Here is a 23,818-nt window from a genome sequence, read left to right on the forward strand (position 1 = left end):
TGAGATCTGCGCGGTACCTGTGGGAGCTGGCTTGCCGGCGATGGGCTGCACAGCAGCCCGCGTGACGCCAAAGCTCACTCTGCCTCGCCACGCAGGATACCAATCAGGATCTCGGCCAGTTCCTTGACCATCGGATCCGCCGTAGGCCGATGGAAGATCGCCGCCTCGAACACCCGAATCGGCTTGAACCCCTCCTCCACCCCCAACACCCGGTGCCCTGCCGTCACCACCCGCAACGGCAGCAGGCTGACACCCAACCCATTGGCCACCGCCTCCTGAATCCCCGCCAGACTCGAACTGGTGAAAGCGATACGCCAACTACGCCCCATGGCCTCGACCGCGCTGATCATGTCATCGCGGTACAAGCCACGCGGCGGAAAGGTCACCAGCGGGATCGGGTCCTGGGCGAAACACGGATACTGCGCACTGTCGATCCATTCGATGCGCTCTGGCTGGCAGGCATTGGCCTCGCGGCTGTGGCGACGCTGCTTGACCAGCACCAAGTCCAGCTCGCCACGGTCGTAGGTACTCATCAGGTCGCGGCTAAGGCCCCCGGTAATCTCCAGCTTGACCGTCGGATTGCGCCGGTTGAACGCCGCCAGCGCCTGCATCGTCTTGCCCGCGACGAAATCGTCCGGCAGGCCGATGCGCACGGTGACCGTCACCCCGCCCGACATGGCTTCGGTCAACTGGCTGCTCACCGCAAGCAGGTGCCTGGCGTAGCCCAGCAGGGTTTCACCAGCGTCGGTCGGGTGTACCTCGCGGTTGCTGCGGTCGAGCAACTGGTGCCCAACCATTTCCTCCAGCCGGCGCACCTTCTGGCTGACCGTGGACTGGGTGGAATGCAGGCGGGCTGCGGCGGCGGTGAAACTGCCGCAATCGGCCACCATGACCACGGCACGGAGCATGTCCAGGTCGTAGATGGCGCGGTTGGGTTTGGCGGATTCTGGCATTTGGAGGGCTCAGCTTTGCAACGGGGGCTTGCACATGATGCCTGAAGCTGAGGCACATAGCGCTTTGGCTGGCATTCACTCCAACTCGCCAGCAACCCAGGCCCAGGGTGCACTGGCGAAGCGCTCGACCAGGTAATCGATCAACGCCTGCACGCGAACCGGGCGGCTGCGCCCCGGAGGGGTCACGATATGCAGTGCGATCGGCTCGACCTGCCAGTCCTCCATCACCGTCTCCAACGCCCCCGACTGCAGGTCCTTCCAGGCCAGGAACTCGGGCTGCAAGGCCATGCCAAGCCCCGCCAGCAAGGCCGGTTCCAGCGCCTCGGCATTGTTGGCCAGCAATGAGGTGGGCATTGCCTGGGCGAACTCGCCATGCCGTTTGTGCCGGAAGCGCCAACTGCTGCCGCCACGCGAATAGCTGTATTGCAATGCGCGGTGCCCAACCAGGTCGCGTGGGTGTGCAGGGCGCCCATGGCGCTCGAAATAGGCCGGGGTGCCGACCAGCAGAATGCGCACGGTGCACAGGCGCCGTGCCAGCAGGCTGGAATCGGCCAAGGTCGAAATCCGCAGGGCCATGTCGAAGCCCTGGGCGACCAGGTCGACCAATTCGTCGCTGAAATGGACATCGAGCACCACATCGGGGTGGCGCGCCATGAAGTCTGGCAGTACCGGTGCCAGGTGCGAGAGGCCAAACGACATCGGTGCCGTCATCCGGATCGGGCCGCGCAAGCTGGTCGACTGCTCTGTCACCTCGGCCTCGACCGCTTCACCCTCGGCCAGTATGCGAGCTGCACGCTCCAACGCAACGTGGCCACTCTCCGTCAGCGACATGCGCCGCGAAGTGCGATGGAACAGCATGGTCTTCATGCGCCCTTCCAGGCGTGTGATGGCCTTGGAAATGGTGGCCTGCGACAGGCCAAGTTCAGTCGCGGCACGGGCGAAGGAGCCCGTTTCCGCTACCTTGGCAAAGATCGCCCACGCTTCGAGATCGGGTAATTTTTTCATGGCAGCCTTGGAAACAATCTGACCACATCGATTCTATACATTCATCGATGATGCGCATGAAACCTGCCACATATAACAGCAAAAATGGAAACAATGGATTTCCATCGGTTCCATTCTCAGCTCTAACTACTCTGCCTATAGTGAATCTTCCATCGATACCAATTCGACCTGGAGAGAGACAGGCCAAATGCTGCGCAGGCAGCAACGCATGCCGCCTTTTCGAACCCGGTCAATCGTTCAAGGAGATCCACCATGTCCAACAAGTATCTCGAAGTACTGACCCCGCAGAACAGCCAGGTCATCTTCATCGACCAGCAGCCGCAGATGGCCTTCGGCGTGCAGTCGATCGATCGACAGGTGCTGAAGAACAACGTCGTGGGTCTGGCCAAGGCTGCGAAAGCATTCGACATCCCCACCACCATCACCACCGTCGAAACCGACGGCTTCTCTGGCAACACATACCCTGAGCTGCTGGCCGTATTCCCCGAGAACAAGCTTCTCGAACGCACATCGATGAACTCCTGGGACGATCAGAACGTGCGCGACGCACTGGCCAGGCACGCCGCCGCAGGCCGCAAGAAGATCGTCGTCTCCGGCCTGTGGACCGAGGTGTGCAACACCACCTTCGCGCTGTCGTGCCTGCACGACACCGACTACGAAATCTACATGGTCGCCGATGCCTCCGGCGGCACCTCGGTCGAAGCGCACACATATGCCATGGACCGCATGATCCAGGCTGGCATCGTGCCGGTGACCTGGCAGCAGGTGCTGCTCGAATGGCAACGCGACTGGGCGCGCAAAGACAGCTACGACGATGTGATGGCAATCGTCAAAGAGCACTCGGGCGCCTACGGCATGGGCGTGGACTACGCCTATACCATGGTACACAAGGCCCCGGAGCGTGTGCAGCACGGTGAACGCATCGGCCCCAACCCGGCCAAGTAACCCAGCACGCTTGCGTGGCAGGTACCGTCGGGCGCATGTCGACCGATGGTTCCATGCCGCCGGCGAAGGAAACCGAGCGAACCTGAGCAAGCTGGGTTGGCGCTCGCCCACCAGGCAACTAGCCTCTTGGCGGGCAGTATCGAATCCCCGGATGTGAGGGCCGAACCATGACATCCCGTCGAAAATTTCTCGGCGTCGCCTCGACGCTGGCGCTGGGTAGCGTATTGGGGCGCAACGCCGTCGCCGAAATCCTCAGAACAGGAGAGTCCACCGTGACCGATTCCGTTCCCGAAATCATTTTCCGTAATGGTCAGATCACCACGCTCGATCGCGCCAAGCCCGTCGCCAGCGCCGTCGCCATCAAGGATGGCAAGTTCCTCGCCGTGGGCGAGGACCAGGAAATCATGGCCCTGGCGGGCTCCGGCACACGGGTCATCGACCTCAAGCGCCGCAGCGTGCTGCCCGGCCTGTTCGACAACCACACCCACGTGATCCGTGGTGGCCTCAACTACAATCTGGAGCTGCGCTGGGACGGTGTACGTTCGCTGGCCGATGCACTGGAGATGCTCAAGCGGCAGGTCGCCGTCACCCCTACCCCGCAATGGGTGCGTGTGGTCGGCGGTTTCACCGAGCAGCAGTTCATCGAAAAGCGCCTGCCAACCATCGCCGAAATCAATGCCATTGCCCCGGACACCCCGGTATTCCTGCTGCACTTGTACGACCGTGCATTGCTCAATGGCGCTGCCTTGCGGGCCGTGGGCTACACCAAGGACACGCCCGAGCCGCCGGGCGGCCAGATCACCCGCGACGCCAACGGCAACCCCACCGGCCTGCTGCTGGCCAAACCCAATGCGACGATCCTCTACGCAACCCTGGCCAAGGGGCCCAAGCTGCCGTTCGACTACCAGGTCAACTCCACCCGACACTTCATGCGCGAACTCAACCGCCTGGGCGTGACCGGAGTGATCGACGCCGGTGGCGGCTTCCAGAACTACCCCGACGACTACGCGGTGATCCAGAAACTGGCCGACGAAGGTCAAATCACCGTGCGCCTGGCCTATAACCTGTTCACGCAGAAGCCGAAGGAAGAAAAGGAAGACTTCCTCAAATGGACCTCCAGCGTGAAGTACAAGCAGGGCAACGACTACTTCCGCCACAACGGCGCAGGCGAGATGCTGGTGTATTCGGCCGCCGACTTCGAGGACTTCCGCGTCGAGCGTCCGGACATGCCGCCGCAGATGGAAGGCGAACTGGAGGAAGTGGTGCGTGTGCTGGCCCAGAACAAATGGCCGTGGCGCCTGCATGCGACCTACGACGAAACCATCACGCGCGCCCTGGACGTGTTCGAGAAGGTCAACCAGGACATCCCGCTGGCCGGCCTCAACTGGTTCTTCGACCACGCCGAGACCATCTCCGAGAAATCCATCGACCGCATCGCCGCGCTTGGGGGCGGTATCGCGGTTCAGCACCGCATGGCCTACCAGGGAGAATACTTCGTAGAGCGCTACGGCGCCCGTGCCGCCGAGGCCACGCCGCCGGTCAAGCGCATCCTGGAGAGTGGGGTGAAGGTTTCGGCCGGTACCGACGCCACCCGCGTGGCCTCGTATAACCCCTGGGTGTCGCTGTCGTGGATGGTCACCGGCAAGACCGTCGGCGGCCTCGGCCTGTACCCTCGGGCCAACCTGCTCGACCGCGAGACCGCACTGCGCATGTGGACCGAGAACGTCGCCTGGTTCTCCAACGAGGAAGGCAAGCGCGGGCGTATCCAGGCCGGCCAGTTCGCCGACCTGATCGTGCCGAGCAAAGACTACTTCACGGTGCCCGAGGACGAGATCTCCTTCCTCACCTCCGACCTGACCGTGGTCGGCGGGCGCATGGTCTACGGCGCGGGCGACTTCGCACCGCTCGACGACAACCCGCTGCCACCCGCCATGCCCGACTGGTCGCCGACACGCACCTTCAAGGGCTACGGCGCCTGGGGCGAGCCCGATGGGGCCGGCAGGAATTCGCTGGCGCCGCTGCGTGCCCAGGCCGCGGCTTCGTGCGGATGCGCCAGTTCCTGCGGCCTGCATGGCCATGACCATGCGCGCGCCTGGGCGTCCAATGCTCCGGTGTCGGACGCCAAAAGTTTCTTCGGCGCCTTGGGCTGCTCCTGCTGGGCCGTGTAGAGGAAACTGCCCCATGCCAACGTCCAGCTCGTTCGGCGAGATGGCGCATTTCGGCGTGTCGCCGGCACCGCAGCTCGCGGTGCCGGCGAGCCTGCTCGAACCGGGGCTTGCGTGATTATCCTCAGCGGCTGGCTGAGTGGCTTGGACCTGAAAGCACGAGGGGCATCATGAGCAAGCAATCGTCTCAGCCGGTTTCTGCGTCTGCTGGTAGCTTCGCACCCTTGCGGCAGACGCTTTTCGCCGTGCTGTGGATCGCGACCATCATTGGCAATACCGGCAGCTTCATCCGTGATGTCGCCAGTGCCTGGATCATGACGGACCTGTCGCCGTCGCCCGCGGCCGTCGCGCTGGTGCAGGCCGCCGCGACCTTGCCGATCTTCCTGTTAGCCATTCCCGCTGGCGTGCTGTCCGATATCCTCGACCGGCGCAAATTCCTGATCGCCATCCAGTTTCTGCTGGCCAGCGTCAGCATTTGCTTGATGCTGCTGTCATTCACCGGCCTGCAGTCGATCACTTCGCTGGTGGCGCTGACCTTCCTCGGCGGTATCGGTGCAGCGCTGATGGGGCCGACCTGGCAGGCCATCGTGCCCGAGCTGGTAGAGAAGAACGACCTCAAGAACGCGGTGGCGCTCAATTCGCTGGGGATCAACATCGCCCGCGCCATCGGTCCGGCACTGGGCGGGCTGATCCTCGCAAGCCTGGGGGCGGCGTTCACTTATGGCGTTGACGTCATCACCTATGTCTTCGTCATCGCCGCATTGTTGTGGTGGCGGCGGCCGGTCGCAGAGCAGAATGTGCTGGCCGAGCGCTTCCCCGGCGCATTCCGGGCGGGGCTACGTTACGCCCGTGCCAGCCGCGAGCTACATGTCGTGCTGGTACGCGCCTTCGTCTTCTTTGCCCTGGCCAGTTCGGTCTGGGCCTTGTTGCCGCTGGTCGCACGCAGCCTGCTCGGCGGTGGCGCCGGCTTCTACGGCATCCTGCTCGGCGCCGTCGGCCTGGGCGCGATCGCCGGGGCCGTGATCATACCGAAACTGCGCGAACACCTGAGCGCCGACGGCCTGCTGTTACTGGCAGCGCTAGTAACGGCGGCGGTCATGGTCTTTCTCTCGCTTGCGCCACCGCAGTGGGCAGCGGTGGTGGCGTTGCTGTTACTGGGTGCAGCCTGGATCAGCGCGCTGACCACGCTCAACGGCGTGGCGCAGGCCATCCTGCCCAACTGGGTACGCGGCCGCTCGCTGGCGGTATATCTCACGGTGTTCAACGGTGCCATGACCGCGGGCAGCCTGAGCTGGGGCGCAGTGGCGACATTGATCGGCGTACCCTTCACGCTGTTGGCCGGCGCCGTCGGGCTGGTTGTGGCTGGCCTGGTCGCCCATCGGCTCAAGCTGCCCAAGGGCGAAGCCGACCTGGTGCCTTCCAGGCACTGGCCCGAGCCACTGACAGCGGCGCCGGTCGAGCATGACCGGGGGCCGGTGCTGATCCAGATCGAATACCGTATCGCCACAGAGGACCGTGCCGACTTCCTGAAAGCGCTGGCCCGGTTGTCGTCCGAGCGGCGGCGCGACGGTGCTTACGCCTGGGGTATCAGCGAGGATGCGAGCGACCCGCAATTGATGCTCGAATGGTTCCAGGTTGAGTCCTGGGCCGAACATTTGCGTCAGCATCATCGGGTTTCCAGGGCGGACGCCGACATCCAAAGCGAAGTTCTGCGTTTCCATCAGGGCGAAGGCAGGCCCGTGGTGCGGCATTTCCTGGCGTTCAACCACCCGAACGAAGAGCGGGCATAGGCGCCAGGCAGTTCGACGCGGTCATGCGCTATCCCGCTGGCAGCCCCCTGCTTGGCTGCGCTATCGCGCAGAGAACAGGATACGTCGTGGGCTTGTTGGGCGTGAAAGCTCATGCAGCAGCAGCCCCCTTGCCAACACCACTGATCTCGAACTGCCCCACCAGCTTCTGCAACTTGCCGGCATCCACCCGCACCTTCTGCGCACTGCTCTGCAGCACGACCGCGGTCTGGCGCATCTCGCTGGAGGACTGGTTGACCTGCTCGATGGTCTTGCCATATTCCACGCTGCGCCGGTTAAGCTGCTGGATGATCGCGAACATGCCCTCCACTGCCTGGTGCAGTTGCACGTTCTCGGATGAGGCATCCTCGGCCAGGCGCAGGCTGTTGTCCACGTCCTGCACGCCTTGCTCCATGAAGCTCACCGCCTGGCGGGTTTCGCCCTGCAGGCTTTCGACCATGCGCCGAATGTCATCGGCAGCCCGCGCGGTCCGCGCGGCCAGGCTGCGCACCTCGTCAGCCACCACCGCAAAACCACGGCCATGCTCCCCGGCGCGCGCCGCCTCGATCGCAGCATTCAGCGCCAGCAGGTTGGTCTGGTTGGTGATGTCGCTGATCAACCCGGTGATGTTGTCGATCTCGACCATGCGGCTATCGAGCCGCTGCACACTGGATGACGAGCGTGTCACCACATCGCGGATCGACTGGGTACCGGCCTGCACCGACAGGAACTGCTCGCGGGCGTGGCGGACCACTTCGTCCATGGCCTGCTTCATCTGCTCGGCGCTGACCGAGGCCTGTTGCAGCTCGCCCAGCTGTTCTTCCATGATGATCATCATCTGGTGAACCGCCTCGGCCACGTCAGCCGAGGTGACACTGGCATCCTGGCTGCGGCCAAGCATCATCTGGTTCGTGGCGCCGACCGTGCGACTGGCCTTGACCACCTGCCCCACCACCGCATCCAGGCGGTCAATGAAACTGTTGATCCAGCGCGCCATATCGCCACTTTCATCGTTGCCCAGGGTGCTGGTGTCCAGGCGCTGACGCAGGTTGCCCTCACCCTCGGCGATGGTACGCAGCACGCCGCTCATGCCGTTCAGGCGCGCAGCCAGACGGCGCGGGCCGAGCACGCCGAACAGCAACGTGGCGGCGAGCATGCTCAAGGCTTCAATGGCATCGTTCAGGCTCTGCGGCAAGCCAGCATAGTGCTGCACCAGGTAGTTACAGCCGAACAGGCCGGCCATGGTCGTAACGTAGGGCTTCATCAAGCCATAGCTCAGCGAGCGGCGGCGGTACACCTCCTCCAGGTCCGCCTCGCACATCATCCCCCAACGGTCCGGCGAGCCCGGCAACTGGAAGGTCACGCCCTTGCCCACTACCGGCACATGACGGTAGTCGGAGTACCCCGGATAGGTGACGAACAGGTTGGCGCCGCAACGGATGGTTTCGCGCACACCCGGGTGCAACTCCCGGGTTGAAGGATCGGTGAAACGCAGCTCCAGCTCGGTGTGCCGCTGCACCTGAACGGTGGCCCAAGGCGTATGCACGCCGCTTTTCAGGTTCTCGCCGTGGGTGAAGGTGGCGTCTTCGAAGCGTGAGCGCGACAGTGCCGTGCCGGGCTGGATCGCCGGGTCGAAGCGCGACTGCGCCATGAACAGGTAGTTGTCGCCCGACTCAGCGAAGATGTGCCCGGCCTCGCGCTGGATCAGGTCGCCCAGTACATCGTTGGGTACCCGGCCGCACAGGCAACCGAGTACTTTGCCGCCCGCCTTCACAGGCTGATAGAACATCAGTGTCACTTCATCGTGAAAGCGCGACGACGATGGGCCGATGCTCAGGGTCAACGGGTCGCAGTAGGGGCCGTGCAGGAATGGCGCCTTCAGCCCTTGGGCCAGCGCTGCGGTGTGTTCGATACGCGGCGTACCGCGTTGTGGCCAGGTCGAGGCCATAACGTTGCCGGTAACATCGACGACGAACAGCTCGGAAAAGTCTTCGACTTGGGCCAGCTTGTCCCGTAGCTGCCTGCTGTCGGGCTGGCCAAAGCCTGGTGTCAGCTGCTCTGCCAGTTCAGCCAAATGTTCCCACTGCTCGCGCGCCCACTCATGCAACAAACGCATACGGGTCTGGGCAATGGCTTCGAAGGTTTGCTCGATCTGCGGGTAGTTCGCCCGGTTCAGGCGGCACGCCCAGCCCATGTTGAACTTGCCGGTTTTGCCGAACCAGGGCAGCCAGCTCTTCTCGCTTGATGACAACTGCATGGAACTACTGGAAAGCGACATTATCTTCACCATACACGACATCAGATAGCACTCTGACAGCAAGTCGCACGCCAACCGCGCGAGCAAGGTGATTAATCGGTGATTTCGCGTATTCGCTGCCCATCGCCGGTGCAAGAACGATCTGGATACCCCTGGCATGCACCATCAAGGGGCAATCATGAAAGCACTACCGGCTCAATTGAAGTCCGAAAAGTTTGCTGCAGAACTGCTCGCAGATCGCACAACAGTTCGATAATCGCACAAATTCCGCCATCCCCCCCTCTACTGTTGCCCTATCTTGCGGCACGCTATAGCGAAGTCAGCAAGCATTTGAAAAGTGCTGACAGGCCCATCGCTTCACGCGCGCCGGCCAGTCCGACAACCACAACTCCAGGAAAAACCAGGAGCTCGCCTTGATCAATAAAACGCACGAGTCCATCGCCAGCGCGGTGGAAGGGATCACCGACGGATCGACCATTATGGTCGGCGGCTTCGGCACTGCCGGCATGCCGTCCGAGCTGATCGATGGCCTGATCGCCACCGGTGCCCGCGACCTTACAATCATCAGCAACAACGCCGGCAACGGCGAAATCGGGCTGGCCGCTTTGCTCATGGCGGGCTGCGTGCGCAAGGTGGTCTGCTCGTTCCCGCGCCAGTCCGACTCGTACGTGTTCGACGAACTGTACCGCGCCGGCAAGATCGAACTGGAAGTGGTGCCCCAAGGCAACCTTGCCGAGCGTATCCGCGCAGCGGGTTCAGGCATCGGTGCATTCTTCTCGCCGACCGGCTACGGCACGCTGCTGGCCGAAGGCAAGGAAACCCGTGAGATCGACGGGCGCATGTACGTGCTGGAAATGCCGCTGCACGCCGACTTCGCACTGATCAAGGCGCACAAGGGCGACCGTTGGGGCAACCTGACCTACCGCAAGGCCGCACGCAACTTCGGCCCGATCATGGCCATGGCCGCCAAGACCGCCATTGCTCAGGTCGACCAGGTGGTCGAGCTCGGTGAACTGGACCCGGAACACATCATCACCCCGGGTATTTTCGTCCAGCGCGTGGTCGCCGTCACCGGCACTGGCGCTGCTTCGCTTGCCAACGCTATCTGAGGCCTGCCATGACCATCACCAAAAAGCTCTCCCGCACCGAGATGGCCCAGCGCGTGGCCGCAGACATCCAGGAAGGTGCCTACGTAAACCTGGGCATTGGCGCACCGACCCTGGTGGCCAACTACCTGGGCGACAAGGAAGTGTTCCTGCACAGCGAAAACGGCCTGCTGGGCATGGGCCCAAGCCCGGCACCGGGCGAGGAAGACGACGACCTGATCAACGCCGGCAAACAGCACGTGACTCTGTTGACCGGTGGCGCCTTCTTCCACCACGCCGACTCGTTCTCGATGATGCGCGGCGGCCACCTGGACATCGCCGTGCTCGGCGCCTTCCAGGTGTCGGTAAAAGGCGACCTGGCCAACTGGCACACCGGTGCCGAAGGTTCGATCCCTGCCGTGGGTGGCGCGATGGACCTGGCCACTGGCGCCCGCCAGGTGTTCGTGATGATGGACCACCTGACCAAGACGGGTGAAAGCAAGCTGGTGCCCGAGTGCACCTACCCGCTGACGGGTATTGCGTGCGTTAGCCGTATCTACACTGACCTGGCCGTATTGGAAGTGACGGCTGAAGGGCTGAAAGTGGTTGAGATCTGTGCAGATATCGACTTTGACGAGTTGCAGAAGCTGAGCGGTGTGCCGCTGATCAAGTGATCGGCGCAGCGAACCGGCAAGCGCCCGCTTGCCGGTGTGGCAATGCCGATGGTTTGCACTGACCTTTCCTGCCTGCGCGCACTCGTGTAGGCGCTGGCTTGCCTGCGATGGCTGCAAAGCAGCCCCATTGCCCCATCAGGTTTCCTAGCTCGCTCCAACTACCTCTAGAGTTTGAAGCGCACGTGAATGCAGCTTTTGCCTTCCACTCGCTCGATGCTTACCGCAGAGCTTCCATACCCCGAATAGCTTTTCACCAACCGCATGCCCAGACCGGTGCCCGTGGGTTTTGGATAGGTGTCCGGAAAACCTTGTCCCTCGTCCTTTACCGTTAGCCGCGCATGGTCGCCCGCATGCTTGACCGAGACCTCGACGGTGCCTTTGCCGTACTTCAACGCATTGGTGACGAGCTCAGAAAGTACCAGGCCCAAAGGCGCCATCCGCTCGGGCGGCAACAGGAAATCATCGGTCTGCAGTACGATATCTCGATCAGCCAGCGCTTTGCCGAGATCCCCGACCAGTGCACTCAGGTAGTCCGCAGCCTTTACACCTTTGTCTGTGGTGGAGTGATAAAGTCGCTCATGTACGCTTGCGATGGTTACGACACGACCTGCCGCTGTCTCCAGCTGATGCTTCACCTGCGTATCCGGCGTGAGGTTCGCCTGCAGGAGCAGCAATGTATTAACCAGGTGCAGACTGTTTTTCACCCGATGGTGGATCTCTTCCAGGTACAGGTCGCTCGCGCTCTGCCGGGAATTATGGGCTTCGATCAGCGATAGCAATTGTGTCTCATATTGATGACGCTCGGTGATGTCCCTGGACACCGCGATGATCCTTTGCAGCTGGCCGTCTGCGCCAGGAATCGGCGCCACCGTCACATCCCACCATTTGGGCTCATCGGGAGCGGTCGGGAGGTATGCTTCGAACCTCGCGGCCTCGCCTGCAGCCACCTTGGACAGCGCGTCCAGCACCAGCGGCTTGGACTCATCAGGCCAGAACCGGGACCAGGCCTGACCTTTGACGTCGGATAGAGCGGCTAGGTGCATCAGCTCCAGACCCTTTTCATTCATGAACTCAATCTCGCCACCGGGCGACAGGATCTTCACGCAGTCCGGGCTGGCATTGAGGAAGCTTTCCGAATAAGGATCGGGGTGAGGCACCTCAGCGCCTGCTGCTATGCGCTCGACCGCCAGGGAGATGACGTTGGAAATGCCTTCCATGAATACCAGGTCGCTTTCAATAAAGTCATCCCCTTCGCTGCTGTCCGCCTCGAGCACGCCGAATGGCGCAAGCGGCCCGCGTATTGGAACGTTGATGGCCCGTTCGATCCCGTACTTTTTCAACAGGTCCGGGGTACGAAAGCGCTCCTCCAAACCCAGGTGGTTGGACAGGACGGGACGGTACGTGGAGAGCGCGTACCCTGCCGGGCTGGCAATATCACCGCCCACGGTGGCATGGCCGATATCCGATTCGTCCCAACCCACACCATGTGAGAGGACATAGTCATCACTGTCCGCAAGCGGCTGAAGGATCTTGGAGAATCGAGTGTTCATGCCCTCCGCCACCACGGTGCACGCTTGCGTGAGCAGAGCATCGAGGTCATCGCCCTTGAGGGACATAACGCCGAATTCCACAACCAACTCATGCTGTCGGTGCAGCCTGGCGTGGGATTTTTTCAAAGCAGCCCGAATGGTCTCGTCCGGCGGTAGCTGTTGCATGACCTCTCCATCCTGATGCGCAGCGCAGACAGTTTGTTTCCGCTGCAGTGCCAGCGTTTCGCTTATTGCCCTGAAACCATAGACGCTATTCGGGTTTGCCACCCTGAGCTTCGCCGCCTCCCTCGACCTGGCACGTCGAGGAAGGCAATGCCTGGTGCCAGCAGGCAAGCACCTGCCCTGCTGCGACTCACAAGCCTTGGCTGAACCATTATTTACTCAAATGGGTGCCCCAGGGGTCGTTTTCATTCACAATGGCCGCACGAGATGCAGTGTGGAATCTTCTGATGCACCTCCCTACCGATGAGCGCCTGCTCAAAGCGCTGGGCGACGCGATTGTCGTCCACCCCCGAGCCACATTGAAGGAGCTGGCCGAGGCGGCGGGCGTGAGCAAGGCGACCTTGCACCGTTTCTGTGGAACCCGTGACAACCTGGTGAACATGCTGGAAAGCTACGGCGACCAGGTCCTCTTCCAGGTCATCGGTAACGCTGACCTGCACGGCAGCGACCCGAGCACAGCTCTGCATCGCCTCATCGTCGAGCACCTCAAGCATCGCGAGATGATGATCTTCCTGCTCTTCCAGTACCGCCCGGACTCGTTCGACGACAGCGAGGCAAATCGCCCGTGGCGGGCCTACGCCGACGCCCTGGATGCCTTCTTCCTGCGTGGTCAACAGGCGGGGGCCTTCCGCATCGATATCAGCGCGGCGATCTTCACCGAAATGTTCCTGAGCATGGTGTACGGCATCGTTGATGCAGAACGGCGCGGGCGGGCGGCCAGAGCGACTTCCGTGCAGACACTGGAACTTCTATTCCTCGACGGCGCTTCGGCACCCGCTCGCTGACCTGACTTCGCCAGCCCTAGATTGGGTAAGGGCTACCAAGTGCTTGGTTTGGGTTCTGAGGTGGTGCGTAAATCGAGCGCCGCCCGCGCGGCGCTTCGCGGGTGAACCCGCTCCCACAGGTACGGTGCAGGTTTCAGGCTCACGCTATACCTGTGGGAGCGGCTTTAGCCGCGAACACCGGCAAAGCCGGTGCCATCCACCGCGCGGGCGGCGCTCCATCTCACCGCCGCTAAAAATGCTGTGGCGAACTCAAAAAAAGCCCCAGGGCATCGGTCCCTGGGGCCAGGTAGCTGGACATGCCAACCAAAGGAGGCTGTTTCAGCCCTGGCTCGGCCACCCGCCACCGAGAGCGCGGAACAGGTCGACCAGCACCAATTGTCGCTGGGTACTGGCTTCAATGAAGGCTGCTTCGTTCACGTAACTGTTGCGCTGGGCGTCCAGGTAGGGCAAATGGTTGTCCACCCCACCCTCGTAACGTGCCTTGGCCAGCGCCAGGGTCGCGCGGCTTGCTCGCGGCGCAGGGTGTCGGTGGCAGCCAGCGCATCGGCCACTTCGCGGAAGGCGACCTGGATCGCGCCTTCATAGGCGGCCACCGCCGAGTCCTTGCGTGCCTCGGCCAGGCTGAGCCCGGCACGGTTGCGCCCGGCGTCGAACAATCGCCTTGACCGCCTCGCCACTGCCCAGCAACAGCACCAGCGCGTTGTAGGCCTGGCGCTGCTGACGCACGGTGACTTCAAGCTCGGCACGGGACTGCTCGACCAGCCCCAACGCCTCCTGATGGTCCAGCGCCGTGGCCGTGCCGACGGCGCGTCGCTGGCCGACCAACGCCAGAGCGCTACGATGCTGGAGAACGCGTTTTTGCAGGGCATTGCAACGCGGGCGCCACGTTGAGCGCCCGCCTGCGGCAACAGCGTGAACGCTATTGCGTCAAAGGAAGGAGATGAATGCTATTGGTCGTCGCCATCGAGTGGCGTGCTCCAGATCACCAGCTCAAGGGCAGCGGCGATCTGGATGCGATGGTCGGCAAGCGGGATAGGCAGCAGGTCCTGGGCGCGCTCCAGCCGGCGCAGCAAGGTATTGCGATGCGTACCCAGCACCTCGGCGGTCTGGGTGATGTTGCAGCCATTGGCCAGGAAGGCGTGCAACGAATGCTGAAGAACCGTGGGCTCAGTCGCCAGGCGTCCCAGGGTGCTCAAGACGAACTGCCTGGCCGCGCGGGCGTCCTGGGTCATCAGCGACACCATCCTCACCTGATCGATCGTGGCAACAGCGGGTGAGCCCGCCAAGCGGCCCATCAACCGCTGGGTGGTCAAGGCTTCCAGGTGCGAGCGCCGGAAGCCATTCATCCCCGCGCCCGCCGAACCGATTGCCGCGCGTACCTTCGGAAATTGCCGAGCGACGCCTTGCAGCAGGTTCAGGTCCAGCGGCTTTGCCGCATTGCTCCAGGCCCACAGGGTCGCAGGGCCCGCGAATACGATCAGAGGCGCTACCGTGCCCGTCAGCTGCGCCAGCGCACGCGCCATATCTTCCAGGGGGCGAATTTCCGCGTCCGGGGTTTCGCTCCAGACGAGGCAGGCATGGTGCCTCTGAGCCAGGCTGTAGCCCAGTCGCCTGCCGAACTGCTCCGCGTCCACATCCCTGCCATCGAGCAGCCGGCTGACCAGGCTGCGTTTATCGATAGGGTCGTCATGGGCCTGGGCGCTCTTTTCTTCGAGGATGATCTGCGTCACCACACGCATGTTGCTGTCGATGAATTCCGAGATCGACCGCGACGAGACCTGCAGGAACTCCTCGAGCACCGCGGGATCCTGCGTCAGGCTGAAGGCCATCTTCATCCACAGGTCCCAGGCTGCGTTCTGTGTCGACCTTGCAACATTCATCAGCAGTTCGGACAGCCCCCTGCGGGCGAGCTCCCTGGCCGTGTCCACCATGTCAGCAGACACGTAGGGCTCCACCGGCTCCCCAGGGCGTTGCAGATTGGCGTTCGCCCAGTGCAGCAACTCTGCCCGGTTGGCGCGCCGGCACGCCGCGAGGATGACCGGGTCCTCCAGCAGCTTGGCATCTTCCGGTGAAGAGAAAAGCGCCTGATTGAGGCGTTCGACCCACGCAGGCGGCAGCGCCTGAGCGAGCTCGGCGCCTTTGCGCATGAGCTCACGAACGGCTTCCGATGGGCGTGGCCAGGGGGATGGAGTACTGGTCATGGGCAGTGCAAATCACTCAAAAATTCCATGGAAAATGGTGCAGTTTGTACCTTGGCGCAAGGTCAGTGGAAACCTAGCATGAACTCACTGCCTGAACAAAAAATACAAGGAGGCACCGTGACGCTCCATGTTCTTTTTTGGGTTTAGCGCAGTGGCAAGCGGGCTTGTTCGCCGATGCCCATTGACCGGGCATCAACCCGCCTGCGCCAACCGTTCCTTCAATCTGGAGTGCTTTCAATGTCAGCCTCTCGCGATACCTTGCCCAGCCTGCCCGTTGTAACCCGCTCGACTTCAGCGCAAGAGATTGCGCTGCTGAGCGACCAAGCAGGTGCGGTCATCATCCGCAACTTCTTGACCGCCGAACAAGTCGTACGGATCAACGACGAACTCGAAGCCCCCCTGGCCGCGCTCGATGCCGGCTCCAAGCACGAACACGAGCTGATCGCCGAGTTCCATGGCCATCGAACCAAACGGCTCACCAACCTCGTTACCCACAGCAAAACCTTTCGTGAGGAAATCCTCGATGACGACCTCTTCCACGAACTGGGGAACGTGCTTTACGCCCCGGAGTGCGGTGACTGGTGGCTGACCACGGCCCAGTTGATCGAGATCGGTCCAGGCAACACAGCGCAAATGTTGCACCGTGACATGGCGCAGTACCAACCGTTCGTGGCCATGAACAAACATGCACCACGCGCCATCACCAACCTGATGCTGGCGCTGACCGATTTCACCGAAGAAAACGGCGCCACGCGCTTGATCCCCGGGAGCCAGGACTGGGATGACTTCGACGATGTAGGAACCCCAGAGATGACGATCCCTGCTCTATTGAAAGCAGGGGATGCCGTGCTGTTCGGCGGCAAAGTCGTTCATGGTGGCGGGGCCAACGTGACCACTGACTATTACCGTCGCGGGCTGACCATCCCGATGCAGGCTTCGATCATCACGCCTGAAGAAGCGTATCCGTTGATCGTGCCGCTCGAGGTAGTCAGGACGCTTGCTCCACGCGTTCAGAAGATCCTCGGCTTCCGCTCTCAGTACCCCAATGGCAGCCCAGGCCTGTGGCAACATAACTACGCAGACCTGGCTGACTACCTCCAACTCTAGAAACCTGCCACGCTGGCTTGTCTGGCCTGAAGGTGCCACGACCACCCGAATGCCCAGACGTAGTTGCAGCGCCTGTGCGATCGAGCGCCGCCCGCGCGGCGCTTCGCCCTTTGCACATGACTTGAGTTTTGTATTGCCTATATTGGCCTCATTGCCGGCAAGCCAGCTCCCACAGGTATTGCACAGGATTTGAGGTCGATGCGGTCGAGGTGGGAGCTGGCTTGCCGGCGATGAGGCCAGTCCAGGCAATACAAGACAGTTGCTCCCACAGGTGCTGTGCAGGTTTCGAGCTCACACTATTCCTGTGGGGCTTGTCCCGCGAAGCGCCGCGCGGGCGGCGCTCGATCGCATAGGAGCTGCAAATGCCTCGGGGAATATTTCCCAGCCAGCCCTTCACTCCTGGTAGGGCATTACCCCACGACGTGAAAACAGAACCGGTATGCCATCGGCGTTGAACAGCGCCGCCGTCAGCGAGAGCCCATCAACCGACTGCGTTTCCTCGAAACTGTGCCCGCCATCGCTGCTCTGCACCCTCAACCCATCCAGCCCGACCGCCAGTACCCGAGCACCGGCTACCGCTACCGAGGTGACAGAGCCCTTGCCTTGGGTTGGCACTCTGCGAAAATCCTTGCCATCGGCAGAGCCCTGCAACAAGGTGCCACGCTGGCCACCCAGTAGCAGACGCCCGTCGGCCAGTACCGCGCCCGACCACAGGGTGCCTTCGTAGCCGGTATCCAGGTAACGCCAGTTTTTTCCGTGGTCATCGGAATGCAGCACCTGCCCGTGCTCGGCCGTGGCGTACAGCGTGCCGCGGTTGTCTGCAAACAGCCCCATCAGGTTGAGGTCGGCCCGCTTGGCCCCGGGCGGGGCTGGCACCGGCTGCTCTGCCCACGTCTGGCCCCCATCCTCGGTGGTCAGCACCAACGACCAGAGGCCTACCGCAACGCCCTGCCGGGCATTGAAAAAGTGCACGGCGAACAGCGGCCGGTCTTCTTCGGTGGCCAAGCGCTGGACCTGCCAGGACTCCCCGCCATCGGTGGTGGCCAGGATCGCACCCCAGTGGCCTACCGCCCAGCCGCGCTTGGCATCGACGAACGACACCCCCGTCAACGGTGTGGACAGCGGTACCGAGCGCGCCTGGCGCCACTGCTTGCCTTGGTCGTCGGACAACAACACGACACCGTGGTCGCCCACGGCAACCACGCGCTCCCCGGCCCAGCCGGCGGCCAGCATGGTGGCCTGCGTGGCATTGCTCGCCTGTACGGCCGGCACGGCCTGCAACGGCGCGGCCTGCAGCGGCACCAGCGGCAGTGCTGCTGCGAACAAGGCCGCGGTCAATGAACCCATGTATCGCATGCTTCTCTCCTCAGTGCACCAACGCGCCGATCATGCGCACGGGGCGTTTACGCGGGAATACCCGCTCCAGCCAGACAGCGAAAGCCGGCAGCACGGTCATGGCCATGACCATGTTGACGATGAACATGAAGGCCAGCAGCTTGCCCATGTCGGCCTGGAACTTCAGCTCCGAGAACGCCCAGGTGGCCACGCCCACGGCCAGGGTGATGGCAGTGAAAATGGTGGCTACGCCCACCTCGAGCAGCGCGTACTCGACCGCCTTGGTGATCGACTGCCCATGGGCCAGGTGCAGTTGCAGGCGGTTGTAGATGTAGAAGGCGTAATCGACGCCAATGCCTACCGCCAGCACCATCACCGGCAAGGTGGCGATGGTCAGGCCGATCTGCAGCTCCTTCATGAACCAGTAGCCAATGAAGGTGCCGATGGTCAACGGCAGGCAACACACCAGGACCGCTCGCAGGTCGCGATACACCACGAACACCAGCAATGCGATGGCGGCATAGACATACAGCAGCATGGGGGTTTCGCTTTTTTCCACCTCCTCGTTGATGGCGGCCAGGACGCCGGCGTTGCCGGAAGCGAGGCGCACCGAAACGCCTGGCATCGGGTACTCGCTGCGAAACGCCTTGGCGGCGTCCACCACTCGGTTGATGGTCGTGGCTTTGTGGTCTGCCAGGTACAGGTGCACCGCCGACATGCTGCAGTCGGTGCGCATCAGCCCGGGCGTGCGCGCAACCTCGGTGGCCAGCGCGGCGTAGTTCATCGGGTCGATAGGCACCGCCGCCATCTTCGGGTTGCCTTCGTTGTAACCCTCGTTGAACTGGCGCATGTTGGTGGAGAAGGACGCGACCGACAGCACGCCGGGCACCCCCTGCATGGCCCACACAAAGCGATCCTGGTACTGGCCCAGGGCGACATCCTCGCAGGCCACCTGGCTGTCTTCGCCGGAGGGGGCCTTATTGACTTCGAACACCACGCTGAGCCAGTCCAGGCCAATGTCGTAGTTGCTGGCGATGGAGACCGCATCGCGATTGAAGCGCGAGTCCTCGCGCAACTCCGGCGCACCTGCCTGCAGCGTGCCAACGACGCGGTCGTGGCTTTGCCAGATCGCCACCAGAAACACCACCAAGGCCGCGCCAAGTACCCACTGCGCCTTGCGCGGTTCGGCGAGCCGGGCTAGGCCACGCAGCCAACGGGTACGACGCTGCCGGGAAACTTCCTGGGCGGCCGCGTACTTGTCATCGACGCGCAGCAAGGACGCCATCAACGGCAACATCACCAGGTTGGTGATGATTTTGTAGGCCACGCCAAGCGAGGCTGTGATCGCCAGTTCCCGCACCATCGGGATCGGGATCAACAGCAGCGTCACGAAGGACACCAGCGCGGTCACCAGCGCCAGCGTCCCGGGGATCAGCAAACCCGTGAAGCTCGAACGCGCCGCCGCTTCGGCGCTCTTGCCGATGGCGATCTCGCGAACGATGAAGTTGATTTGCTGCACGCCATGGGACACGCCGATGGCGAATACCAGGAAGGGCACCAGCACCGCCAGCGGGTCGAGGCCATACCCCAACAAGCGCAGGCTGCCAAACTGCCAGACCAGCGAGGCCAGCGAACAGACCAACGCCAGCAAGGTGAAACGCAGCGAGTGGCAATACCAGTACACCGCCCCCGCTGTCAGCAGCAGTGCCAGCAAACAGAACTCCAGCACCGCGGAAGCTCCGTCGGCGATGTCGCCGATCTGCTTGGCGAAACCGATGATCTGGATTTCGAAATCGCCATCTTCGAACTGCTGGCGGATCTCTTTCTCCAGCCGATGGTTGAACGCCACGTAGTCCAGTTGGGCGCCCTGGGTGTCGTACTCGTTGAGCTCCACCGTGATCATCGCACTGCGCTGATCACGGGAAACCAGCGTGCCGATGAAACCGCCCTGGGCAGTGGAGTTGGCGATCGTCGCGATTATCTGGTCATCCAGGTGCTCGGGAGAAACCGTCCCCGGTACCAGTGGATCCGCGCGAAAACCTTCTTCGGTGATTTCGTTGACGAAGGCATTGGGCGTCCACAGGGAACGCACACTGCTGCGCGACACGCCCGGAAGGAAGGTCACCGCCTGAGTGACGTCATACAGGCGCTTCAGGCCGGGGGCGCTCCAGATATCGCCCTGTCGGGCCTTGACCACCAGGGTCAGCCGGTTCGCCCCCAGCAAGTCATTGCGGTAGGCCTCGAATGTCTTGATGTATTCGTGGCCTATCGGCAATTGCTTTTCGAAGCCGGCATCCATGCGCAGTTGCACGGCGAACCAGGCCATGATCAGCGTGAACACCACCAGGCTCGCCAGCACCAGCCGGCGATACCCGAACAACACACCCTCGACACGTGCCAACAGGCCACGTGCCGGGGCTTCAGATAGCTTTACAGAACCGTTCACGGCAGGCCTCACAAGGTGCGGGAGATCGCGATGCCGACATAATCGCGGTCACGATAAAGCTGGTCGTAGGGCGTCTCGCCGCCCATGAACTTCGCGTAGTTGAGGGAAATCTGCCAGCTGGCCGGGTTTCGCACGAAGTTCAGGTACAGGTTCATGCTGCTCGCGTCTTCGGTGAAGGTCGCGCTCAGGTTCGGCGTTCTGCCCCCCAGCGAACGCGAATAGAAGACGCCGGGCGTGACCTGCCAGCCCGGCAGCAACGTGCCGTCATAGGTCAGGCTGAAGTCCAGGTTGATGCCCGACGAGGTCTTGTCGCCACGGGACTTGGGCGCTGTCGCAGGGTCCAGCTGCCAGGTATTGAGCCCCGCGGCGAGTGGTTCGCCATTGACCTGGTCATGCAGCCCTGGGTATTTGATGACCACCAACTCGGTCAGCAAGGTGCCCGTGCTGGCCCCGGTGAAGTCGAGCAAGGTCGGTGAGTTGGAAGGCGTGAAGCTGTACAGACCGGTGAGGTGCCACTGGAATTTCTTTTCGTCCTTCCAGCATTTGCCGCCGTTGCTAGAACACAGGTCGATGACCGGGTTGAGCATGACCGAGTCCTTCGGCCGGTACGACAGCTCCGTACCGACGGCCCAGTCACCGATCGGCATGTTGGCACTGATGCCATACATCATCCGGTCTTCCTGGTATTCCCAGGTCGGGGCCGCGGCGAAGGTGTTCGGATCAAGAATGGCAACGCGCAATGACGGCAGCTTGTCGTGATAACGCATCACGTAGAGGCCATAGTTGATGTCGCTGTCCTCCGGCTGCCAGCGTAGCGAAAGGCCCCACTGGCCGCTGTCGCGGGCGTCCTTCTCGGAGAACCCGTAGTCCCCCCTGCCCTCACCCAGCGCGTTGGTGGTGGACCAGTAGCTGCCCACCGGCGGCAATTCGCTCTTGTTCCAACGGAACTGATAATAGGCCTCGATATTCACCCCAGAGCCAAGGCCCGACGCGACACTGAGCATCGGCGCCGGCAGCACGGCCTCCTTGAGCTGCACGCCGGGGCGCGCCAAGGCTTGGTAGTCGTAGGCGTTGGTGTTGTTGATACCACCGGCCACGAACAGGCTTTCACCCCAGTTGATCACCTGGTTGCCCAAGCGCGCGCGGACCCGCTGCCCGCCCACGTCGAAGCCTTTGCTCACCCACAGGTCCAGCAAGCGAGCCTTGAAGGCGAGGTCGTCGCGGGCGTCGTCACTCAGCCCGTTGCTGCCCACGCTCTCAGGGGTGTTGAACGACAGCGTGCCAGTGGTATCGGTGGCAGCGAAGTCGCGGATCCAGGTACCACGCGCCATGAAGGTGACGTCCTCGGGCATCTTCAGCAACAGCTCATGGGTACCTTTGAGGTAGTTGGTGAACATGTCGCCACGGTCGTAGTTCAGGTCGCCCTGGTCAGCCACGCCGGAGCTCTGCGCCAGGCAGCCGGAAGGCACATTGTGCCCGGTCGGCCCCTGGTTGATCAGGTTGCAGCCCCGCGACTCGGTACGCAGGCCCATGCCTGCGGTGATCGTGGAATCGAAGGAGCCATTGAAGGTTTCGGTTTCAAATGTGAACCCCATTGCCAGTGGGGTTGCGCACACGATGACAAGGCCTGACGCTTTCGTAATTATTTTTTTCATGTTGGCTCTCGATCTGGCGTCGTTTTAGCGCTCGCTGATGGCGCGCAGGTTGTCGGAGGTGAAGAAGTCGCGTTTCAGGCGAGGGTTGCCACTGTCCTCGGTGATCCAGCGAATATCGTTCTTGCCCGCCCCGATCGAGGTCATGTCGAAGAGGTAACGACCATCGGCCAGGTTGTACTGGACCTGGGCCTGAACATCGCAAGCGCCGGTCTCGTACACGGGGATCGAGAACCCTTCGCGCACCTTCCAGATCTGCCCTTGCTTGTCGAAGTCGACGGCCAGCAGCGGGTTCCAGCTGTCCTCGTCGATGTAGAACATGCGCTTGGGTGCCTGGTGGCGCATCCCCTGACGGACGTTGGCCTCGACGACCCAGACGCGATGCAGTTCGTAGCGGCGCGACTGTGGCGCAAGCGAGTCGTTGCCGGCGAACGCTTCCACCTTGGCGGCCGTGTCATAGGCACCGAAATCGTTGTAAGGCACCAGCAGTTCCTGCTTGCCGATCAGCTTCCAGTCGAAGCGATCCATGGTGCCGAAGAAGACGTTCGCCTCGTCGACGGTGTACTGGTTGTCCAGGCCGATCTGTGGCGCGTCGTAGGAATACGACGGCATACGCCGCACGCGACGCTGGCCAGGGAAGTAGTAGAAGGTGGTGGCCTGCTCACCGGCCACAGCGGTCTGCACCGCGGATTGCCCGGCCAGCGCTGCGGGCTCCAGGTAGTTGAAGAAGGTCGCGTTTTCCAGTCGGCCGTAGGAGGAGAAAAGCGCGCTGCCCTTCTTGCCCCAAGGGGTCAGGAAGAAGGTGTCGGTGGACTGGCGTAACCACTCCCCACCCTTGCGCGGAGAAATACCTGAAATGCTCCGGGGAATTTCAACGCCAACGCCGCGATAACGCATCTTCATGTTCCACATCACCTCGGCACCGGTGCTGGGCATCGGGAACGGGATACCCGGAACATGGGCTTCTTCAAGGGCGACACCGGCAGCATCGAGCTTGGCAAAACCAAGGTTCTGCCTGGTGTTCTCGATCACGAAATCCGGTGCGCTGCAGGTACGACGGGTCGGGTAGACATCCATGCGATAGCCTGGGACTTTCTTGAACAGTTCGAGCTGGCCAGCGGACAACTGGCTCGCATGTTGCGCCACGTTGTTCGCGTCGATGCTGTATAGCGGCTTGTCACCCTTGAACTTCCAGTGCTCCCCTCGTACCTGGCCATAACTCCACCCCGCCCCCTGCTGCCCTGGCTGTGCCCAGGCCGGAATATCCCCGCTTGAGCTGGCGGCGACCTCGCCGCCCAGCGGCGTCAGCTTCGAACCCAGCGCCTCGGCCCCCTGGGGCGCGGCCTGCACCGAGCAGATCGCGGTCGACGCCGCCAGGGTAACCAGCAGCTGCCTGAAAATACGCCGGGCGGACAGTTCACCTTCCAACCGTGCAGTGACTTCTTTCATGGGGGGATCCTCAACAAAGGGCTTGGACCGGCTACTCGATCTTCCGAGCGGGAAAATCGGTGCCTGGCACATCATGGTCATCTGACATGATCAATTGACCATGTCTAGCGATCAACACGCAAGCCATATGCCAGAATGCCTGATAGGTGGATTAAGTTAGATAAATCAGCTAGTTAGAATTGTTTATCGCTTTATACGTG

At 62.4% G+C, this 23,818-nt stretch carries 16 protein-coding genes and 1 pseudogene; 7 read left to right on the forward strand and 10 right to left on the reverse strand.

All coding sequences use genetic code 11. From position 1 onward, the window contains the following. Positions 1 to 74: 74 nt before the first annotated feature. Both TZ03_RS02065 and TZ03_RS02070 read right to left on the reverse strand, forming a co-directional pair. Positions 75 to 953 (reverse strand): LysR substrate-binding domain-containing protein, encoded by an 879-nt coding sequence (locus TZ03_RS02065; RefSeq protein WP_051095508.1) that lies wholly within the window; start codon positions 951 to 953, stop codon positions 75 to 77. Between the two features lie 75 nt (positions 954 to 1,028). After that, on the reverse strand, positions 1,029 to 1,958 hold the full coding sequence (locus TZ03_RS02070; protein WP_051095509.1) for a LysR family transcriptional regulator: 930 nt from the start codon (positions 1,956 to 1,958) through the stop codon (positions 1,029 to 1,031). A 252-nt stretch (positions 1,959 to 2,210) separates the two neighbouring features. Here TZ03_RS02070 and TZ03_RS02075 point away from each other — a divergent pair, with 252 nt between their 5' ends. The 3 genes from TZ03_RS02075 to TZ03_RS02085 all read left to right on the forward strand — a co-directional run bounded on the left by TZ03_RS02075 (position 2,211) and on the right by TZ03_RS02085 (position 6,858). After that, positions 2,211 to 2,903, forward strand: a complete 693-nt coding sequence (locus tag TZ03_RS02075) for a hydrolase (RefSeq protein WP_051095510.1) — start codon at positions 2,211 to 2,213, stop codon at positions 2,901 to 2,903. A gap of 167 nt (positions 2,904 to 3,070) precedes the next feature. Continuing rightward, positions 3,071 to 5,071 carry an amidohydrolase gene (locus tag TZ03_RS02080; protein WP_082056521.1) on the forward strand — a complete coding sequence of 667 codons (2,001 nt, stop codon included), beginning with the start codon at positions 3,071 to 3,073 and terminating at the stop codon, positions 5,069 to 5,071. Between the two features lie 167 nt (positions 5,072 to 5,238). Then, positions 5,239 to 6,858: an MFS transporter gene (locus TZ03_RS02085; protein WP_051095512.1), complete on the forward strand. Its 1,620-nt coding sequence runs from the start codon at positions 5,239 to 5,241 to the stop codon at positions 6,856 to 6,858. Positions 6,859 to 6,967: 109 nt separating this feature from the next. On the opposite strand, the gene TZ03_RS02090 is transcribed toward TZ03_RS02085, so the two are convergent. Continuing rightward, a complete protein-coding gene (locus TZ03_RS02090) occupies positions 6,968 to 9,271 on the reverse strand; it encodes a methyl-accepting chemotaxis protein (RefSeq protein WP_414860295.1) in 2,304 nt (767 codons plus the stop codon). A 254-nt stretch (positions 9,272 to 9,525) separates the two neighbouring features. Between TZ03_RS02090 and TZ03_RS02095 the strand changes: the two genes are divergently transcribed. Both TZ03_RS02095 and TZ03_RS02100 read left to right on the forward strand, forming a co-directional pair. Continuing rightward, positions 9,526 to 10,221, forward strand: a complete 696-nt coding sequence (locus tag TZ03_RS02095; RefSeq protein ID WP_051095514.1) for a 3-oxoacid CoA-transferase subunit A — start codon at positions 9,526 to 9,528, stop codon at positions 10,219 to 10,221. An 8-nt stretch (positions 10,222 to 10,229) separates the two neighbouring features. Then, complete coding sequence (locus tag TZ03_RS02100; protein ID WP_051095515.1) at positions 10,230 to 10,871, forward strand: 3-oxoacid CoA-transferase subunit B; 642 nt, start codon at positions 10,230 to 10,232, stop codon at positions 10,869 to 10,871. A 164-nt stretch (positions 10,872 to 11,035) separates the two neighbouring features. Here TZ03_RS02100 and TZ03_RS02105 read toward each other — a convergent pair whose 3' ends face one another. Continuing rightward, positions 11,036 to 12,586 (reverse strand): sensor histidine kinase, encoded by a 1,551-nt coding sequence (locus TZ03_RS02105; RefSeq protein ID WP_051095516.1) that lies wholly within the window; start codon positions 12,584 to 12,586, stop codon positions 11,036 to 11,038. A 284-nt stretch (positions 12,587 to 12,870) separates the two neighbouring features. Here TZ03_RS02105 and TZ03_RS02110 point away from each other — a divergent pair, with 284 nt between their 5' ends. Then, on the forward strand, positions 12,871 to 13,428 hold the full coding sequence (locus TZ03_RS02110) for a TetR/AcrR family transcriptional regulator (RefSeq protein WP_051095517.1): 558 nt from the start codon (positions 12,871 to 12,873) through the stop codon (positions 13,426 to 13,428). Positions 13,429 to 13,746: 318 nt separating this feature from the next. Here the strand turns inward: TZ03_RS02110 and TZ03_RS28190 are convergent. Then, positions 13,747 to 14,295, reverse strand: a pseudogene (locus TZ03_RS28190) (TolC family protein); the annotation flags it as partial. A gap of 80 nt (positions 14,296 to 14,375) precedes the next feature. Beyond that, positions 14,376 to 15,575, reverse strand: coding sequence for a PucR family transcriptional regulator (locus tag TZ03_RS02120; RefSeq protein WP_051095518.1), 1,200 nt, complete (start codon positions 15,573 to 15,575; stop codon positions 14,376 to 14,378). Positions 15,576 to 15,866: 291 nt separating this feature from the next. Between TZ03_RS02120 and TZ03_RS02125 the strand changes: the two genes are divergently transcribed. Next, positions 15,867 to 16,736 carry a phytanoyl-CoA dioxygenase family protein gene (locus tag TZ03_RS02125; protein WP_051095519.1) on the forward strand — a complete coding sequence of 290 codons (870 nt, stop codon included), beginning with the start codon at positions 15,867 to 15,869 and terminating at the stop codon, positions 16,734 to 16,736. A gap of 393 nt (positions 16,737 to 17,129) precedes the next feature. Here the strand turns inward: TZ03_RS02125 and TZ03_RS02130 are convergent, their stop codons facing one another. Genes TZ03_RS02130 through TZ03_RS02145 form a run of 4 tightly spaced genes read right to left on the reverse strand, consistent with a single transcriptional unit; the run spans position 17,130 to position 23,618 of the window. After that, positions 17,130 to 18,092, reverse strand: coding sequence for a WD40/YVTN/BNR-like repeat-containing protein (locus TZ03_RS02130; protein WP_051095520.1), 963 nt, complete (start codon positions 18,090 to 18,092; stop codon positions 17,130 to 17,132). 10 nt (positions 18,093 to 18,102) lie between these two features. Then, positions 18,103 to 20,517, reverse strand: a complete 2,415-nt coding sequence (locus TZ03_RS02135; protein ID WP_051095521.1) for an efflux RND transporter permease subunit — start codon at positions 20,515 to 20,517, stop codon at positions 18,103 to 18,105. Between the two features lie 8 nt (positions 20,518 to 20,525). Next, positions 20,526 to 22,172, reverse strand: a complete 1,647-nt coding sequence (locus tag TZ03_RS02140; RefSeq protein WP_321163296.1) for a DUF1302 domain-containing protein — start codon at positions 22,170 to 22,172, stop codon at positions 20,526 to 20,528. Between the two features lie 24 nt (positions 22,173 to 22,196). After that, a complete protein-coding gene (locus tag TZ03_RS02145; RefSeq protein ID WP_051095522.1) occupies positions 22,197 to 23,618 on the reverse strand; it encodes a DUF1329 domain-containing protein in 1,422 nt (473 codons plus the stop codon). Positions 23,619 to 23,818: the final 200 nt, after the last annotated feature.

The organism is Pseudomonas sp. 10-1B (assembly GCF_000935045.1).
Lineage (GTDB): Bacteria > Pseudomonadota > Gammaproteobacteria > Pseudomonadales > Pseudomonadaceae > Aquipseudomonas.

Excerpts from the sequence above, each read along its gene's own strand:
- TZ03_RS02100 (WP_051095515.1), top strand. The coding sequence starts at position 10,230 with ATGACCATCACCAAAAAGCTCTCCCGCACCGAGATGGCCCAGCGCGTG.
- TZ03_RS02085 (WP_051095512.1), top strand. The coding sequence starts at position 5,239 with ATGAGCAAGCAATCGTCTCAGCCGGTTTCTGCGTCTGCTGGTAGCTTC.
- TZ03_RS02080 (WP_082056521.1), top strand. The coding sequence starts at position 3,071 with ATGACATCCCGTCGAAAATTTCTCGGCGTCGCCTCGACGCTGGCGCTG.
- TZ03_RS02145 (WP_051095522.1), bottom strand. The coding sequence starts at position 23,618 with ATGAAAGAAGTCACTGCACGGTTGGAAGGTGAACTGTCCGCCCGGCGT.
- TZ03_RS02090 (WP_414860295.1), bottom strand. The coding sequence starts at position 9,271 with ATGCCAGGGGTATCCAGATCGTTCTTGCACCGGCGATGGGCAGCGAAT.
- TZ03_RS02130 (WP_051095520.1), bottom strand. The coding sequence starts at position 18,092 with ATGCGATACATGGGTTCATTGACCGCGGCCTTGTTCGCAGCAGCACTG.
- TZ03_RS02125 (WP_051095519.1), top strand. The coding sequence starts at position 15,867 with ATGTCAGCCTCTCGCGATACCTTGCCCAGCCTGCCCGTTGTAACCCGC.
- TZ03_RS02140 (WP_321163296.1), bottom strand. The coding sequence starts at position 22,172 with ATGAAAAAAATAATTACGAAAGCGTCAGGCCTTGTCATCGTGTGCGCA.
- TZ03_RS02070 (WP_051095509.1), bottom strand. The coding sequence starts at position 1,958 with ATGAAAAAATTACCCGATCTCGAAGCGTGGGCGATCTTTGCCAAGGTA.
- TZ03_RS02065 (WP_051095508.1), bottom strand. The coding sequence starts at position 953 with ATGCCAGAATCCGCCAAACCCAACCGCGCCATCTACGACCTGGACATG.
- TZ03_RS02110 (WP_051095517.1), top strand. The coding sequence starts at position 12,871 with ATGCACCTCCCTACCGATGAGCGCCTGCTCAAAGCGCTGGGCGACGCG.
- TZ03_RS02075 (WP_051095510.1), top strand. The coding sequence starts at position 2,211 with ATGTCCAACAAGTATCTCGAAGTACTGACCCCGCAGAACAGCCAGGTC.
- TZ03_RS02105 (WP_051095516.1), bottom strand. The coding sequence starts at position 12,586 with ATGCAACAGCTACCGCCGGACGAGACCATTCGGGCTGCTTTGAAAAAA.
- TZ03_RS02120 (WP_051095518.1), bottom strand. The coding sequence starts at position 15,575 with ATGCGCAAAGGCGCCGAGCTCGCTCAGGCGCTGCCGCCTGCGTGGGTC.